The sequence below is a fragment of the Peteryoungia rhizophila genome (assembly GCF_004912145.1).
In the GTDB taxonomy this organism is placed as follows: Bacteria; Pseudomonadota; Alphaproteobacteria; order Rhizobiales; family Rhizobiaceae; genus Allorhizobium; species Allorhizobium rhizophilum.
In genome coordinates this window covers 177,518-192,003 of record NZ_STGT01000001.1, presented here as the reverse complement: position 1 = coordinate 192,003, position 14,486 = coordinate 177,518, and the positions used below count along the sequence as shown (strand labels likewise).

General features: G+C 62.1%; 16 protein-coding genes. 15 read left to right on the top strand and 1 reads right to left on the bottom strand.

What is annotated here, in order from left to right:
- Positions 1 to 88: 88 nt before the first annotated feature.
- Positions 89 to 1,105: a polyprenyl synthetase family protein gene (locus E9677_RS00980; RefSeq protein ID WP_136556235.1), complete on the bottom strand. Its 1,017-nt coding sequence runs from the start codon at positions 1,103 to 1,105 to the stop codon at positions 89 to 91.
- 126 nt (positions 1,106 to 1,231) lie between these two features.
- Here E9677_RS00980 and E9677_RS00975 point away from each other — a divergent pair, with 126 nt between their 5' ends.
- The 15 genes from E9677_RS00975 (at position 1,232) to E9677_RS00905 (ending at position 14,483) form a co-directional block, all read left to right on the top strand.
- Complete coding sequence (locus tag E9677_RS00975; protein WP_136556234.1) at positions 1,232 to 1,462, top strand: putative signal transducing protein; 231 nt, start codon at positions 1,232 to 1,234, stop codon at positions 1,460 to 1,462.
- 7 nt (positions 1,463 to 1,469) lie between these two features.
- On the top strand, positions 1,470 to 2,276 hold the full coding sequence (locus E9677_RS00970) for a tRNA1(Val) (adenine(37)-N6)-methyltransferase (protein ID WP_136556233.1): 807 nt from the start codon (positions 1,470 to 1,472) through the stop codon (positions 2,274 to 2,276).
- A 93-nt stretch (positions 2,277 to 2,369) separates the two neighbouring features.
- On the top strand, positions 2,370 to 3,233 hold the full coding sequence (locus E9677_RS00965) for a S49 family peptidase (protein ID WP_136556232.1): 864 nt from the start codon (positions 2,370 to 2,372) through the stop codon (positions 3,231 to 3,233).
- 36 nt (positions 3,234 to 3,269) lie between these two features.
- Entirely contained in the window at positions 3,270 to 3,464 is a 195-nt protein-coding gene (locus E9677_RS00960; RefSeq protein WP_136556231.1) for a hypothetical protein, read from the top strand.
- A 104-nt stretch (positions 3,465 to 3,568) separates the two neighbouring features.
- On the top strand, positions 3,569 to 4,708 hold the full coding sequence (locus E9677_RS00955) for a sensor histidine kinase (protein WP_235882821.1): 1,140 nt from the start codon (positions 3,569 to 3,571) through the stop codon (positions 4,706 to 4,708).
- Positions 4,709 to 4,855: 147 nt separating this feature from the next.
- On the top strand, positions 4,856 to 5,788 hold the full coding sequence (locus tag E9677_RS00950; protein ID WP_136557145.1) for a glycine--tRNA ligase subunit alpha: 933 nt from the start codon (positions 4,856 to 4,858) through the stop codon (positions 5,786 to 5,788).
- Between the two features lie 42 nt (positions 5,789 to 5,830).
- Complete coding sequence (locus E9677_RS25470) at positions 5,831 to 6,289, top strand: hypothetical protein (RefSeq protein ID WP_235882820.1); 459 nt, start codon at positions 5,831 to 5,833, stop codon at positions 6,287 to 6,289.
- Positions 6,290 to 6,514: 225 nt separating this feature from the next.
- On the top strand, positions 6,515 to 7,066 hold the full coding sequence (locus E9677_RS00940) for a LemA family protein (RefSeq protein ID WP_054148853.1): 552 nt from the start codon (positions 6,515 to 6,517) through the stop codon (positions 7,064 to 7,066).
- Positions 7,067 to 7,102: 36 nt separating this feature from the next.
- Positions 7,103 to 8,368, top strand: coding sequence for a 3-phosphoshikimate 1-carboxyvinyltransferase (locus tag E9677_RS00935; RefSeq protein ID WP_136556230.1), 1,266 nt, complete (start codon positions 7,103 to 7,105; stop codon positions 8,366 to 8,368).
- Entirely contained in the window at positions 8,365 to 10,299 is a 1,935-nt protein-coding gene (locus E9677_RS00930) for a DUF2207 domain-containing protein (RefSeq protein WP_136556229.1), read from the top strand. Before E9677_RS00935 ends, E9677_RS00930 begins: the two co-directional genes overlap by 4 nt.
- Positions 10,300 to 10,450: 151 nt before the next feature.
- A complete protein-coding gene (locus E9677_RS00925; protein ID WP_168801087.1) occupies positions 10,451 to 10,972 on the top strand; it encodes an endonuclease domain-containing protein in 522 nt (173 codons plus the stop codon).
- A 208-nt stretch (positions 10,973 to 11,180) separates the two neighbouring features.
- Positions 11,181 to 13,334: a glycine--tRNA ligase subunit beta gene (gene glyS / locus E9677_RS00920; protein ID WP_136556228.1), complete on the top strand. Its 2,154-nt coding sequence runs from the start codon at positions 11,181 to 11,183 to the stop codon at positions 13,332 to 13,334.
- A gap of 105 nt (positions 13,335 to 13,439) precedes the next feature.
- The gene (locus tag E9677_RS00915; RefSeq protein ID WP_136556227.1) at positions 13,440 to 13,691 is read left to right on the top strand and encodes a type II toxin-antitoxin system ParD family antitoxin; all 252 of its coding nucleotides are present in this window, start codon (positions 13,440 to 13,442) and stop codon (positions 13,689 to 13,691) included.
- Positions 13,684 to 13,983 carry a type II toxin-antitoxin system RelE/ParE family toxin gene (locus E9677_RS00910; RefSeq protein ID WP_136556226.1) on the top strand — a complete coding sequence of 100 codons (300 nt, stop codon included), beginning with the start codon at positions 13,684 to 13,686 and terminating at the stop codon, positions 13,981 to 13,983. Before E9677_RS00915 ends, E9677_RS00910 begins: the two co-directional genes overlap by 8 nt.
- Positions 13,980 to 14,483 carry a DUF523 domain-containing protein gene (locus tag E9677_RS00905; RefSeq protein ID WP_136556225.1) on the top strand — a complete coding sequence of 168 codons (504 nt, stop codon included), beginning with the start codon at positions 13,980 to 13,982 and terminating at the stop codon, positions 14,481 to 14,483. Before E9677_RS00910 ends, E9677_RS00905 begins: the two co-directional genes overlap by 4 nt.
- Positions 14,484 to 14,486 lie beyond the last annotated feature (3 nt).

Here is a 14,486-nt window from a genome sequence, read left to right as displayed (position 1 = left end):
CTGATGTCCGTGATCGGACAATCAGCGATGATTCATGGACAGAATGGCTTTTTTGAAGCAGCCCCGCAAGGCGATCGCGGCGTCTGCGTCAATTGACGCGGGAAATGCAGAAATCGATCACGTCGTTCAGGGCACTCTTCCAAGGCGTTTCCGGCAAGGGGGCCAGCGCATCCCGTGCGATCGTTCCGTAATGTTGCGCTCGCTGGATCGTCTCAGACAGGGCGCCATACTTGCCGATCAGACCGAGGGCCTTTTCAAGCCTCGCATCATCGTTCTGCCCACCTTCGATCGATTCCTTCCAGAATTCCCGCTCGGCAGCCGTGCCCCGGCGGTAGGAGAGAATCACGGGCAGCGTGATCTTGCCCTCGCGAAAATCGTCGCCGACATTCTTGCCCGTCTCGGCAGCCTTGCCGCCGTAATCGAGCACGTCGTCGACCAGCTGGAAGGCGAGGCCGAGATTCATGCCATAGGATTTCATCGCGCTGCGCGTGGCCTTGTCCGTGCCGGCGACGATCGGGCCGACTTCGGCGGCGGCCGCAAAGAGCGCTGCCGTCTTGGCACGGATGACGGCGAGATAGTCGTCTTCGGTCGTTTCCATGTTCTTGGCGACGGAAAGCTGCAGCACCTCGCCCTCAGCGATCACGCAGGCCGCCGTCGAGAGAACATCGAGCGCGTCGAGCGACCCCACTTCGACCATCATGCGAAACGCCTGGCCGAGCAGGAAATCGCCGACAAGGACGCTCGCCTGATTGCCCCAGATGGTGCGGGCTGTGTTCTTGCCGCGGCGCAGATCGCTCTCGTCCACAACGTCGTCATGCAGCAGCGTTGCCGTATGCATGAATTCGACCGAGGTCGCGAGCTTGATGTGATGATCGCCCTCGTAGCCGAACATCGCAGCTGTCGCGAGCGTCAGCATCGGACGCAAGCGTTTGCCGCCGGACGAGATCAGGTGATTGGCGACTTCCGGAATCATTTGCACATCGGAGCCGGCCTTCGACAGGATCAGCTGATTGACGCGCTCCATGCCGTTTTTGGTCAGGTCCACCAGAGGCTTGACGGATGCCTGTTTGTTTTTGCTTTCCTCAAGCGGTATGACTACGCCCAACGCACCGGACTCCTGTTCAGTTTGGTCGCCGACAATAAAAAGCCGGGAAGGCCACGGCAAGGGGCGAATTGCCTCGGCTGGCGGCTGGAACCCGGTTTTACCCGTTAACAGTGAGTTCTGAATTCGATGCATGAGATCATTCGCAGCAACGACGTCGTCCTTCTGTCCTTCGCCGAAAGCCTGATGCGAGACGCCGGCATCGCCATGATGATCGCCGATCAGTCGATGAGCATCCTGGAAGGTTCGCTCGGCATGCTCCAGCGTCGATTGCTTGTGGATGCCGACTGCATCGATCAGGCCCGCCGCATTCTGACCGATGCTGGCCTCGGCGCCGAGCTGCGCGACCGCGAGGTCTGATCCCGCCATGGTCGCGACACGCGTGTTCGATCAGCAACAGGCCGTGCCCGAGACGATCGACGCCTTCCACCGTGGCCGTTTCCATCTCGTCCAGCCCGTCGGCCGCGGTCACCGTGCCGGCATGGATGCAATGCTGCTCGCCTCCCTGGTGGCTGACGATCGGCCTGTCCGCGTCGCCGATCTGGGCGCTGGTGCCGGTGCAGCGGGGCTTGCCGTCGCCTCCCGTCTTTCGAGAGCGTCTATCATCCTCGTCGAGCGCTCGCCGGATATGGCCGAGTTTGCTCGCAAGAGCCTCGCCCTGCCCGAAAACGCGGAGCTCGCGACAAGGGCTGCGGTGATCGAGGCCGATGTCACGCTGACCGGTCGTGCCCGTGCCGAAGTCGGGCTCGCCGACAACAGTTTCGACCATGTCATCATGAACCCGCCCTTCAACGATCCCGGCGACCGCAAGACGCCGGATGCCTTGAAGGCAGAAGCCCATGCGATGACCGGGAACCTGTTCGAAAGCTGGATCCGCACTGCGGGCGGGATTACGGTGTCCGGTGGCCAGCTCTCGTTGATTGCGCGGCCTCAGTCGATCGCCGAGATCATCGCCGCTTGCGGCCGTCGCTTCGGCGGTCTCGAAATCACGGCGATCCATCCGCGCGAAGGGGAAAACGCCACCCGGATCCTCGTGACCGGGATCAAGGGGTCGCGCGCGCGCCTTCAGATGCGTGCGCCGCTCCTGATGCACGACCGGCCCGACAGTCACGCTTTCGCGCCTGTCGTCGACAGCCTCAACAACGGTCGGGCTGGGTATTCACGGCTGCGTTGAAAAGACTGATTTTTCGCCCGAACCATTGTGTTCGGCCCCCGGCTCCTTACATCTCGGGTCAGATTAGAGATCGTGAGGAGTTGAAACGCGACCATGGCAGACATTCTGAAACGACTGGTTCCCAAGCGCTTCCAGAAGAAGGGCGTCGTCATTCCGGTCGTCCGGCTGCACGGTCCGATAATGAGCGGCGGTTCGCGGTTTCGTCCGGCGCTCAACCTCTCCTCGATCGCCGGCCAGCTGGAGAAAGCCTTCGGCATGAAGGATAGCCCCGCCGTGGCGCTCTCGATCAACTCGCCTGGCGGCTCTCCCGTCCAGTCGCGGATGATCTACGACCGCATTCGGGCACTCGCCGAAGAAAAGAACAAGCGCGTGCTCGTCTTCGTCGAGGACGTCGCGGCATCCGGCGGATACATGATCGCTATTGCCGGTGACGAGATCATCGCAGACGCCACCTCCATTGTCGGCTCGATCGGCGTCGTCTCCGGCGGCTTCGGTTTTCCGGAGCTGCTGAAGAAGATCGGTGTCGAGCGCCGCGTCTATACGGCCGGTGAGAACAAGGTGATCCTCGATCCTTTCCAGCCGGAGAAGGAAAGCGACATCGAATACCTGAAGACCCTGCAGCTGGAGATCCACGAGATCTTCATCGACATGGTCAAGGCTCGCCGTGGCGCGCAGCTTACCGATGATCCCGCCCTGTTCTCGGGCCTTTTCTGGACCGGCCGCAAGGGCCTCGAACTCGGCCTCGTCGATCGCCTCGGCGGTATGCGCGAGGAGATCAAGACGCGCTATGGCAAGGATGCCCGTCTGGAACTCGTCGGAGCCCAAAAGGGCCTTTTCGGTCGCCGCGCACCGGGCATCGGCGCCTTCGGATCGGTAGACCAGATCGCGGTTCAGGCCGTCGCCGGTCTTGCAGAGACCCTCGAAGAGAAGGCACTATGGGGTCGCTACGGTCTCTGACCGGCGCGAAACATCGGTTCTGACGGGCGAGGGGACATGGCGCAGCTTATATTCTTGACGATCCTGGTAGGCGGCGCGTGGCTACTCTACCGCCGTTTCGTGGCGGATGCTGAAAAGCTGGCGGCGAAGTCCCGCGCCGAGGAAAAGGAACGCGAGAACCAGGCCGTCGGCACGCTGATCGAAGATCCCGAAACAGGCGAATATCGCCCGCGCCGCGAGGATGAGGTCTGAGCTTGTTCGCCTCAAGCGAGAACCGGGATTTTTTGCCATGGCTAGGGAACAATTTCTAATCGGACGCCTTTAATGGCTGTCCTGGAGCCTGGCGCGGGAGTTTGATGAAGTACGGCGACGAATTCCTGGGCGTCAAATGTGACGTGGCGCGGCATCTGAACGCGGTGGATTGGGCGGCAACTCCTCTGGGGCCGGTCGAAGATTGGACGCTTTCCTTCAAATCCATCGTGCGCACGGCCTTGTCTTCCCGCCAGCCCATGTCCTTCTGGTGGGGCGACGACCTCTTGCAATTTCACAACGATGCTTATCTACCCATGTTGGGCAACCGGGTCGATCACTCGGTTGGTCGGCCTTTTCGCGAGGTCTGGCCCGATGTCTGGGACGCCGTCTATCCCTTCATTCAGACCGCTCTTTCGGGCGAGGGAACGTGGCAGGAAAACCTGCCGCTAGTGATGAAGCGCCACGGCTATGAAGAACAGACCTATTGGACCTTCTCCTACAGCCCTCTCTATGACGACGACGGTCGCGTCGCGGGGCTTTTGAATACCGTGACCGAGACCACCCAAGCGGTCGCTGACCGCAAGGGGCTGGAGGAGGCCTATCTCGATACACAGAAGCATCTGGATGAGCGTGCGCGATATGAAGGCGAGCTGAAGCTTCTCAACCGCGAGCTTGCGCACCGGATGAAGAATACGCTCTCTATGGTGCAGGCCATCGTCAGCCAGAGCCTGCGCAATGCGTCGTCCGTGGCCGATGCCAGCGCCATTATCGCAGCCCGCATACAGACCCTGGCCAAGGCGCAGGACCTGCTGACCGGCATGAGCGTAACAGCCGCCGAAATCACCGCCATCACGGATGCGGCCCTCGCCCCGCACCGCGACGGCGCCGACCGCATCCAACTCACCGGTCCCTCGGTTTACCTGTCTGCCCAGCAGGCGCTGGGCCTGTCGCTCGCCGTCCACGAACTGGCCACCAATGCGACGAAATATGGGGCGCTGTCGGTGCCGCAGGGGCGGGTGGATATCACCTGGTCTCACCAGTCGGGCGACGACTTCACCTTCGACTGGCGCGAAAGTCAGGGGCCGCATGTCGTCGAACCGACCCGCCGCGGCTTCGGCTCACGATTGACGGAGCGCATCGTCTCCGATCTCTTCAAGGGCCAGGCCAAGATCGATTTCGCGCCTGATGGTGTCGCTTTCTCGCTCGTCGGCAAGCTGCACCAGATGGCAGATCTCGAGCATTGAAGGCCGATACAAGCACCGGCATTCGGACCTGAGATAGCGTCCCGGCAGCCGAGACGCTTGACCCTTTTCTCTGCGCATGGCACCAGACGGGCCGCAACCTGAGCCAACCCGATGGATAGCCCGATGACCATGCCCCTTGCCCCGCACATGGACCCCAAGCGCTCCTTTCAGGCGCTGATCCTGACGCTGCATGCCTATTGGGCCGACAAGGGCTGTGCCGTTCTCCAGCCCTACGACATGGAAGTCGGCGCCGGCACCTTCCATCCGGCCACTACGCTGCGGGCTCTTGGCCCCAAGCCCTGGCGCGCCGCTTACGTGCAGCCCTCGCGCCGCCCTTCCGACGGCCGCTACGGCGAAAACCCCAACCGTTTGCAGCATTATTACCAGTATCAGGTCATCCTGAAGCCGAACCCGTCCAACCTCCAGGAGCTCTATCTCGGCTCGCTGAAGGCGATCGGGCTTGATCCGCTTCTGCATGACATCCGCTTCGTCGAGGACGACTGGGAAAGCCCAACGCTCGGCGCCTGGGGTCTCGGCTGGGAATGCTGGTGCGACGGCATGGAAGTCTCGCAGTTCACCTACTTCCAGGCTGTCTGCGGCATCGACTGCTCGCCCGTCGCCGGCGAACTGACCTATGGTCTCGAGCGTCTCGCCATGTATGTCCAGGGCGTCGACAACGTCTACGACCTCAACTTCAACGGTCGCGAAGGCGAAGAGAAGATCTCCTATGGCGACGTCTTCCTGCAGGCCGAGCAGGAATATTCCCGCCACAACTTCGAATTCGCCAACACCGAGATGCTGCATCGCCATTTCATCGATGCCGAGAAGGAATGCCAGGCCCTGCTTGCCGCCGGCGCCCCCGCTGACAGCGAGAACCAGCGCCTGCACAAATGCGTTTTCCCGGCCTATGACCAGTGCATCAAGGCAAGCCATATCTTCAACCTGCTCGACGCCCGCGGCGTCATCTCGGTCACCGAGCGCCAGGCCTATATCGGCCGTGTCCGGACGCTCGCAAAAAGCTGCGGCGAAGCGTTTCTGCTGACGGATGCGGGTGGGGTGAATTTCGGCCGGGCGGCCTGACCAGGGCGGATCCTAAGGGACTGAAAACTCTTGGTGAGCCCAGTGAAATTCAACCTTGAATTGAAGTCGAGATTGGTTAGGATCCCCTCGGGTTTATGGATAGGGGTCATAATGAATATCGGTCGTTCTCTCGTATTTCTCGCTACATTTTCAGTCTCGCTCGCATCGGCAGCTGGTCTGGCGCAGGCCGAAACTTCCGACTGGATGTCGGGCAAGGTCGTTTTCAAATACGCGGACAAGCTCGGCAGCAATGGCATGATCGTCACCAAGATGGAATGCAAGGACAGTGGCGAGCGTGGACTGGGCGTCGAAAGCGCCCTGGTCCGGCTGCACTACAAGCCGAACAGTCAGAACATCGACTGGCGTATCGATGGTTGGAACAATCTCGAAGAAAACAAGAAATACTGGAAATCCAGGGGCTTCGAGCTGGCTTCCTATACCGTTTTTAGGCGGGCCGCTTCGGGGTTGCGCTTGTTCTGCACCGTCTTTAACGAAAAGTAGTGCCGCTTCGGCGCGCATTGCGGTCAAATTGATGCGCGCCGACCGATCGCTCTATCCGTCCTCCTGGCTTCCTTTCCCTTTGAGTGCAATTGCAAACGATCCCGTACGTCACGCTCGTAAGCAGCAGCGCCGGCGATCGGTCCGAGCATTTCCGTCACAATATGCCGCTTCCAGTCGGCGAATATTGGTGTAACGTCTGCGAAATTCTTGGGAGGACTGCCATCCATGTTCACGACGCTTGCCATCATCGCCGCCATCGGCGCCTACCTCGTCTTCATCTACAATGGCCTGGTGAAGGCCCGGCAGATGGCCGAGGAAGCCTGGTCGGGCATCGATGTGCAGCTGAAACGCCGTGCCGACCTGATCCCCAACCTGATCGAGACGGTGAAGGGTTATGCCGGCCACGAGAAGGAGACGCTGGAGAACGTCGTCGAATTGCGCAACAAGGCGCAGGCCGTGCCGGCAGGCGACGTCGCCGGCCGCGCCCAGGCTGAGGGCCTGCTCGGGGCGGCGCTGGGCAGGATCATCGCGCTTGCCGAAGCCTATCCGGATCTGAAGGCCAATGAGAACTTCCTCGAGCTGCAGCGTTCGCTCGAAACCGTGGAAGGCGAGATCCAGATGTCGCGCCGCTACTACAATGGCGCGGCCCGCGACCTCAACGTCAAGGTCGAGAGCTTCCCCAACAACCTCGTCGCCGGCCAGTTCGGCTTCTCGAAGAAACCCTATTTCGAGATTGCCAACGAGGCCGACCGTGCGGTACCGACGGTCAAGTTCTGACGTCCTTCGGCGGATGTCCCTTTAGAGACCGAGATCATGACGACTGACAGTGTGACCATCCTTCCGCCCACCCATGCCCTGACCGGCAAGGTGAGCCCTCCGGGTTCGAAATCCATCACCAACCGCGCGCTTCTCTTGGCAGGCCTCGCCAAGGGCACCAGCCGGCTGACCGGCGCGCTGAAGAGCGACGACACCCGCTACATGGCGGAAGCCCTGCGCCAGATGGGCGTGACCGTCGAGGAGCCGGATGCGACAACCTTCGTCGTCACCAGCACTGGCGAACTGAAGGCACCCGAAGCGCCGCTTTTCCTCGGCAATGCCGGCACCGCCACCCGCTTCCTGACGGCAGCGCTGGCGCTCGGCCAGGGCCGTTACGTCGTCGATGGCGACGAACACATGCGCAAGCGCCCAATCAAGCCGCTGGTCGAAGCGCTGCAGTCGCTCGGCGTGGCGATTGCCGCCCCCTCGGGCTGCCCGCCGGTCGCCATCGATGCCAAGGGTGCCTTCGGGAAGAACCACGTCGTGATCGATGCCGGCCTCTCCAGCCAGTATGTTTCCGCCCTCCAGATGGCAGCGGCCTGCGGTTCCGAGCCGTTCACCATCGAGCTTGCCGGTGCCGATATCGGCGCGCGCGGTTATATTGACCTGACGCTTTCAGCCATGCGTGCCTTCGGCGCCAAGGTCGAACAACCGACACCGTCGTCCTGGGTCATCCAGCCGACCGGTTACACCGCGACCGATTTCCATATCGAGCCGGATGCGTCTGCTGCCACCTATCTCTGGGGCGCTGAAGTGCTGACCAAGGGCCAGATCGATATCGGCACGCCGTCGGGTGACTTCACCCAGCCGGACGCCAAGGCCTATGACGTGATCGCACAGTTCCCCAACATGCCCGCCGTAATCGACGGCAGCCAGATGCAGGACGCGATCCCGACGATCGCGGTGCTTGCCGCCTTCAACGAGACGCCGGTGCGTTTCGTCGGCATCGAGAACCTACGCGTCAAGGAGTGCGACCGCATCCGCGCCGTCTCGACGGGCCTCAACAACATCCGCGAGGGTCTGGCCAAGGAAGAGGGCGACGACCTCCTGGTCTTCTCTGCCCCCTCGCTCGCAGGCCAGTCGCTGCCGGCCGAGATCGACACCTTCGCCGATCACCGCATCGCCATGAGCTTTGCGCTCGCGGGTCTCAAAATCCGCGACATCACCATTCTCGACCCCGGCTGTGTGGCCAAGACCTATCCCGGCTACTGGGATGCGCTGGCTTCCCTCGGCGTCGACCTCGTCAGGAACGACCAGAAATGACCACGCTCTTCCGCCTGTGCTCCGCCTTCCTTCTCCTCATCTGGATGGCATGCGGCGCGCAGGCCGAAGAGGTGATCCGCGACTACAATGCCGACATCACCGTCCTGCCTGACGCTACGGTCGAGGTGACGGAGACGATCACGGTCAATGCCGAAGGCAATGAGATCAGGCGCGGCATTTTCCGCGATTTTCCGCTCTACGCGCAGGACGCGCGGGGCTACCGCCAGAAGGTCGATTTCGAGCTGATTTCGGTCGAGCGCGACGGTCGGCCGGAAGCCAATCACACCGAGTCGGTGAGCGGCGGCATCCGCATTTATGCCGGCTCCGGCGATGTCCTCCTGCAGCCGGGCGAATACACTTACACCATCACCTACCGCACCGGCCGCCAGATCCGCTATTTCGACGATCACGACGAACTCTACTGGAACGTCACCGGCAATGGCTGGCTCTTCCCGATCGAAGAGGCGAGTGCTAGAGTTGCCTTGCCGAACGATGCGGTGCCGACGAGAACCACTGTCTATACCGGCCCTTCCGGCTCGACTGCGCAGGATGCCCGCGAGATCCCGGGCTCAGACGGCCTGGAATTCGAAACGACAGAGCCGCTCGGCCCGGCCGAAGGCCTGACCATCGTGCTCGCCTTCGGCAAGGGGGTGGTCGCAGCGCCCACGTCGGAAGACAGCACCTGGTGGTTCATCCGCGACAACCTCAACACCATTATCGGCTTCGGCGGCCTCGCCGTCATCTTCCTCTATTACCTCCGCTCCTGGCTCAAAGTCGGCCGTGATCCCGCGAAGGGCGTCGTCGTTCCGCGCTGGGATCCGCCCGATGGTATCTCGCCGGCACTGGTCAATTATATCGACAACACCGGCTTTTCCGGTGCCGGCTGGACAGCGCTCTCGGCCTCCGCGCTCGACCTCGCGGTCAAGGGCTATGTCGAGCTCGACGATCTCGAAAGAAGCATCACCATCCGCCGAACGGCAAAGCCGGTGGACGGCAAGCTACCGGCGGGGCAGGCAGCCCTGATCGCCGAGATACCCTCGGCCGATGACACGCTCGTCATCGACAAGGCCAACGGCAAGAAGGTGCAATCGGTCGGCAATCGCTTCCGCCAGGCGATCGAAAAGGAACACCGCAACAAGTATTACAAGGGCAATGCCGGCTACACCTCGCTCGGCATCGGCCTCTCGATCGCCGTGGTCGCCGCCCTCTTCATTTTCGGCGACCTCAACGAGGACGTCTACGCGCTGATCTTCGTGCCGACCTTCTTTTCGCTGTTCTTCGGCACCTTCACAATCGGTTTGGGGCGCAGCCTGCGCCGCGGGCGCTCCCTATTCAGCAAGATCATCACCATCGTGGCGCTCTCCCTCATCGGCTTCGTCGCGCTCTCCACCATGGGTCTGATGCTGATCTCCATGTGGATGAATCTCGAATCCACCCACCAGTTCCCGGTCCTCATCGCCTTCGGCGGCATCCTCCTGGTGAACCTGCTCTTCTTCTACCTCATGGGCGCGCCGACGCCGCTCGGCCGCAAACTGATGGATGGCATCGAGGGTCTGCGCATCTATCTGACGCTCGCCGAAAAGGACCGCATGAACATGGCAGGCGCCCCGACCATGTCGCCCAGCCACTTCGAAAAGCTCTTGCCCTATGCTGTCGCGCTGGGCGTCGAAAAGCCCTGGTCGCAAACGTTTGAGACCTGGCTTGCGACGGCCGCCGCCGGCGCTGCAGCCGCCGCCTACAGCCCGGTCTGGTATCATGGCAGCAATCCCGGGGGCTTCGGTGACCGCATCGGCGGCTTCTCGTCGTCCATGGCCTCGACGATTGCTTCGACCATCCCGACACCACCCCCTTCCAGTTCCTCGTCCTCCTCAGGCTTCTCCGGCGGCTCCTCCGGCGGCGGCGGCGGCGGCGGCGGTGGGGGAGGGTGGTGATCACCCACCTCCCCCTAGAGGGGGAGGTCGCCGCAAAGCGGCGGGTGGGGGTGATCCTGGCCAAGCTCTCGCATTTCCCCTCAATCCCCGGAGTTGCAACGCGCTGAGATTCGAAGTTCCATGGACAGATGACGGTTCGGGAACCAGCGACATGCCCAGACCTCCCACTTCCATGGATCGCTTTCGCCGCGCCAATGCCAAGCGTCTGCGATCTACCAGCACGGATGCCGAGCGAAAACTCTGGCGCCATCTCTGGCGCATTCCCATCGACGGTAGCCATTGCCGTCGCCAGGTTCCGATCGGGCCCTACATCGCGGATTTCGCTTGTCACCAGATCGGGCTGATCATTGAACTGGATGGCTCTCAGCATGCCAAGGATGCTGAATTGGTGCGAGATGCTGCACGGACGTCCTTTCTGGAGAAGCAGGGATACAAAGTGATCCGCTTCTGGAACGCCGAAGTTCTGACGGAACTCGAAGCCGTCTTGGACACAATCTACGCTGCGGTCCGCGAACGCGAGATATTCTTCGAACTGCACCCGAATGTCTGGCCTTCCAGCAGAACGGCCCGGCCCGGATCGGTGCCAGCATCCAACACTGTTCGTCAGCCTCCGCCGGATCACCCCACCCTGGAGCTTCGCTCCGACCCTCCCCCTCAAGGGGAGGGTGGTTGAGACGCTGGCGTCGCACCACCCACCTCCCCCTTGAGGGGGGAGGTCGCCGCGAAGCGGCGGGTGGGGGTGACCACTGGCTGAATGCTGATGATCCCATTGTCCGCCGCCTGATCCACCCGCCATTTTGCACGCATCCATGGATGACTTTTGCCGCGCGGCTTGCTAAGTCCGCCGCAGCCTTCTGCAACAAGCGAAAAAGTCTCAATCGATGCCCGATCTCCTGCTCGAACTCCGCTCCGAAGAAATCCCGGCCCGCATGCAGCGCAAGGCGGCTGGCGATCTGAAGAAGATGGTCACCGATGCGCTGGTCGATGCGGGTCTGACCTATGAGGGCGCGCGCGAATACTGGACGCCGCGCCGCCTGACGCTGGATATCCGTGGCCTCACCGCCCGCTCGGCCGACGTCAAGGAAGAGAAGAAGGGTCCGAGCATCTCTGCCCCCCAGGGTGCGATCGACGGCTTTTTGCGCGGCGCCGGCCTCACTTCGATCGATCAGGCGATCATCAAGACCGATCCGAAGAAGGGCGATTTCTACGTCGCCTATCTGGAAAAGCCCGGCCGTGCGGCGGAAGAGATCATTGCCGATGTCATGCCCGGCATCATCCGGACCTTCCCCTGGCCCAAATCGATGCGATCAGGCTTTGCCTCTATGCCCAAGGGCTCAGGCTATGGCGGCATCGAGGGCAAGGGCATGGAAAGCCTGCGCTGGGTCCGCCCGCTGCAGTCGATCGTCTGCACCTTCGGCCCCGAGCATGACGAAGTCCAGGTCATCCCCTTCGAGATCGACGGTATCGTCGCCTCGAACATCACCTATGGCCACCGCTTCCACGCGCCCGACGCCATCACCGTGCGCCGCTTCGACGACTACGTCACCAACCTGGAACGCGCCAAGGTTATCCTCGATGCCGAGCGCCGCAAGGACATGATCTTGCACGACGCCCGCGACATCGCCTTCGCCAATGGTCTCGAACTCGTCGAGGACGAGGGCCTGCTGGAGGAAGTCTCCGGCCTTGTCGAATGGCCGCAGGTTCTGCTCGGCACGTTTGAAGAGGATTACCTCTCGATCCCGGCCGAGATCATCCGCCTGACGATCAAGACCAACCAGAAGTGCTTTGTCGTGCGGCCGCAAGGCGAGACCGACAAGCTCTCCAACCATTTCATCCTGATTTCCAACATCCAGGCCACCGATGGCGGCAAGGAAATCATGCATGGCAACGGCAAGGTCGTGCGCGCCCGCCTGTCGGATGCTCTGCATTTCTGGAAGCGCGACCAGGGCGACCTGCCCGACCTCGATACGCTGACGGCCTCGGCCGCCAAATTCGACCTGGATCTCAAGAAGCCGCTCGACCAGCGTATGGCGAAGCTCGATGCGCTGAACGTCACCTTCCACGCCAAGCTCGGCACGCAAGGGGAGCGCGTCGCCCGCATTCGCGAACTGGCCAAGGTGCTGGCCCCGATCGTTGGCGCTGATGCCGCCCTCGTCGACCGCGCCGTGGTGCTGGCGAAAGCCGACCTGCGCACCGAAGCCGTCGGCGAATTCCCCGAACTCCAGGGCGCCATGGGGCGCAAATATGCGCTCCTGCAGGGCGAAGATGCCTCCGTCGCCGCTGCCATCGAAGACCACTGGAAGCCGAACGGCCCTTCGGACCGCCTGCCGGAAGACAACGTCGGCCTCACCGTCGCGCTCGCCGACAAGCTGGATACGCTTGTCGGCTTCTGGGCGATCGACGAGAAGCCGACCGGCTCGAAGGATCCGTATGCGCTGCGTCGTGCGGCGCTCGGCGTGGTACGCATGATTTTGGAGAAGGGTATCCGTCTACCGATCGCCTCGGTTGCCAAGGATGCCGACCTCCTCTCCTTCTTCCACGACCGTCTCAAGGTCTACCTGCGCGACCAGGGCGCCCGCCACGACATCATCGATGCCGTGCTGACGCCCGAGGCCGACGACCTGCTGATGGTCGCCCGCAAGGCCGAAGCCTTGACCGCCTTCATCACCTCGGAAGACGGCCTGAACCTGCTGGCCGGCACCAAGCGCGCCACCCAGCTGCTGACTGCCGAAGAGAAGAAGGGCACCGTCGTCGCCGATGGCGTCTCGGAGGCGTTGCTCAAGCTCGACGCCGAAAAATCCCTCTTCGCGGCCATTCAGTCGGCGTCGAAATCGGCTGCTGACGCGGTCGCCGCGGAAGACTTCCGCTCCGCCATGCAGGCGCTCTCGACACTGCGCGGCCCGGTCGACAAGTTCTTCGAGGACGTCCTGGTCAACGACGAGGACGCCGCCATCCGCGCCAACCGCCTCGCCCTCTTGAAGGCGATCCGCGAGGCGACGGCAACGGTCGCGGACTTCTCCAAGATCACAGGCTGACGATTTGAGACCCCGCTTCGGCGGGGTTTTTCAGTTCTAGTGACCGTTTTCCGACCTCGATATCTTGTGTTACTCTTGACGCGAAGAAAGCCGGAGGCCACCCGCATGAACAAGCCCGTCCAGGTGACCATCGCCGAACCCTATGACAGCTTTATCGATGCCCAGCTCGAAAGCGGCGAGTTCAAATCGGCCGAAGAAGTGGTTGAGGCCGGTTTGCAGCTTCTGAAGGAGGAGCAGGCCCGGATCGAATGGCTGCGCAACGCGCTGATCGAGGGGGAGAACAGTGGGCCCTCCGTTTCTTTCGATCCAGAAGATCTAATGACTTCCGTTTGGGAAAGATGGAAAAGCCGTGTTTGAGATCCGGCTCAGTCCTGCAGCGCGACTAGACTTTCTCGATATCGGTGACTACACGCGGGATCGTTGGTCCGAGGCCCAGGCGGAGCACTACCTGAAGCAAATCCTGGGTACGATTGCCGAAATCGGAACTCATCCGTATTCGGGTACCGATATGGGCACACTTCGACAAGGCTATCGCCGCCGCCGGTCCGGTTCACATCTGATTTTCTATATAATTCTTGCGGATAGCATGGTCGAGGTCGTTCGTATCATTCACGAGCGCGCAGACATCTCGCGCATGCTAGACGAATGATCTCCATGCCACCCAAGATCCTCATCAGCGCCTGCCTGCTCGGCCGCCCCGTCCGCTATGACGGCAAGGGCAAGCCGTTGCATGATCCGCTGATCGAGCGCTGGAAGGCCGAGGGTCGCCTCGTCGGCTATTGTCCCGAACAGGCCGGTGGCCTGTCGACCCCGCGTCCGCCGGCGGAGATCGAAGGCGGCATGAATGGCGAGGATGTGCTGGCCGGCCGCGCACGCGTGCTGGAGGTGACGGGCGGCGATGTGACGGCGGAATTCATCGAAGGCGGGAAGAGGGCGGTTGCCTTTGCGCAGGACGAGAACTGTCGTTTCGCACTCCTCATCGATGGAAGCCCGTCCTGCGGCTCCGGCTTCATCTATGACGGCTCCTTCTCCGGCATCCGCCATCCCGGCTTCGGCGTCACGGCGGCCTTGATGTGCCAAGCCGGTATCGAGGTTTTCTCAGACCGCGAACTCGACAGGCTCGCAGCCCGGGTGGACGGTACCGCCTGAAAA

Excerpts from the sequence above, each read along its gene's own strand:
- E9677_RS00965 (WP_136556232.1), top strand. The coding sequence starts at position 2,370 with ATGGCAGACATTCTGAAACGACTGGTTCCCAAGCGCTTCCAGAAGAAG.
- E9677_RS00975 (WP_136556234.1), top strand. The coding sequence starts at position 1,232 with ATGCATGAGATCATTCGCAGCAACGACGTCGTCCTTCTGTCCTTCGCC.
- glyS (WP_136556228.1), top strand. The coding sequence starts at position 11,181 with ATGCCCGATCTCCTGCTCGAACTCCGCTCCGAAGAAATCCCGGCCCGC.
- E9677_RS00950 (WP_136557145.1), top strand. The coding sequence starts at position 4,856 with ATGGACCCCAAGCGCTCCTTTCAGGCGCTGATCCTGACGCTGCATGCC.
- E9677_RS00930 (WP_136556229.1), top strand. The coding sequence starts at position 8,365 with ATGACCACGCTCTTCCGCCTGTGCTCCGCCTTCCTTCTCCTCATCTGG.
- E9677_RS00960 (WP_136556231.1), top strand. The coding sequence starts at position 3,270 with ATGGCGCAGCTTATATTCTTGACGATCCTGGTAGGCGGCGCGTGGCTA.
- E9677_RS00905 (WP_136556225.1), top strand. The coding sequence starts at position 13,980 with ATGATCTCCATGCCACCCAAGATCCTCATCAGCGCCTGCCTGCTCGGC.
- E9677_RS00955 (WP_235882821.1), top strand. The coding sequence starts at position 3,569 with ATGAAGTACGGCGACGAATTCCTGGGCGTCAAATGTGACGTGGCGCGG.
- E9677_RS00925 (WP_168801087.1), top strand. The coding sequence starts at position 10,451 with ATGCCCAGACCTCCCACTTCCATGGATCGCTTTCGCCGCGCCAATGCC.
- E9677_RS00935 (WP_136556230.1), top strand. The coding sequence starts at position 7,103 with ATGACGACTGACAGTGTGACCATCCTTCCGCCCACCCATGCCCTGACC.
- E9677_RS00915 (WP_136556227.1), top strand. The coding sequence starts at position 13,440 with ATGAACAAGCCCGTCCAGGTGACCATCGCCGAACCCTATGACAGCTTT.
- E9677_RS00970 (WP_136556233.1), top strand. The coding sequence starts at position 1,470 with ATGGTCGCGACACGCGTGTTCGATCAGCAACAGGCCGTGCCCGAGACG.
- E9677_RS00940 (WP_054148853.1), top strand. The coding sequence starts at position 6,515 with ATGTTCACGACGCTTGCCATCATCGCCGCCATCGGCGCCTACCTCGTC.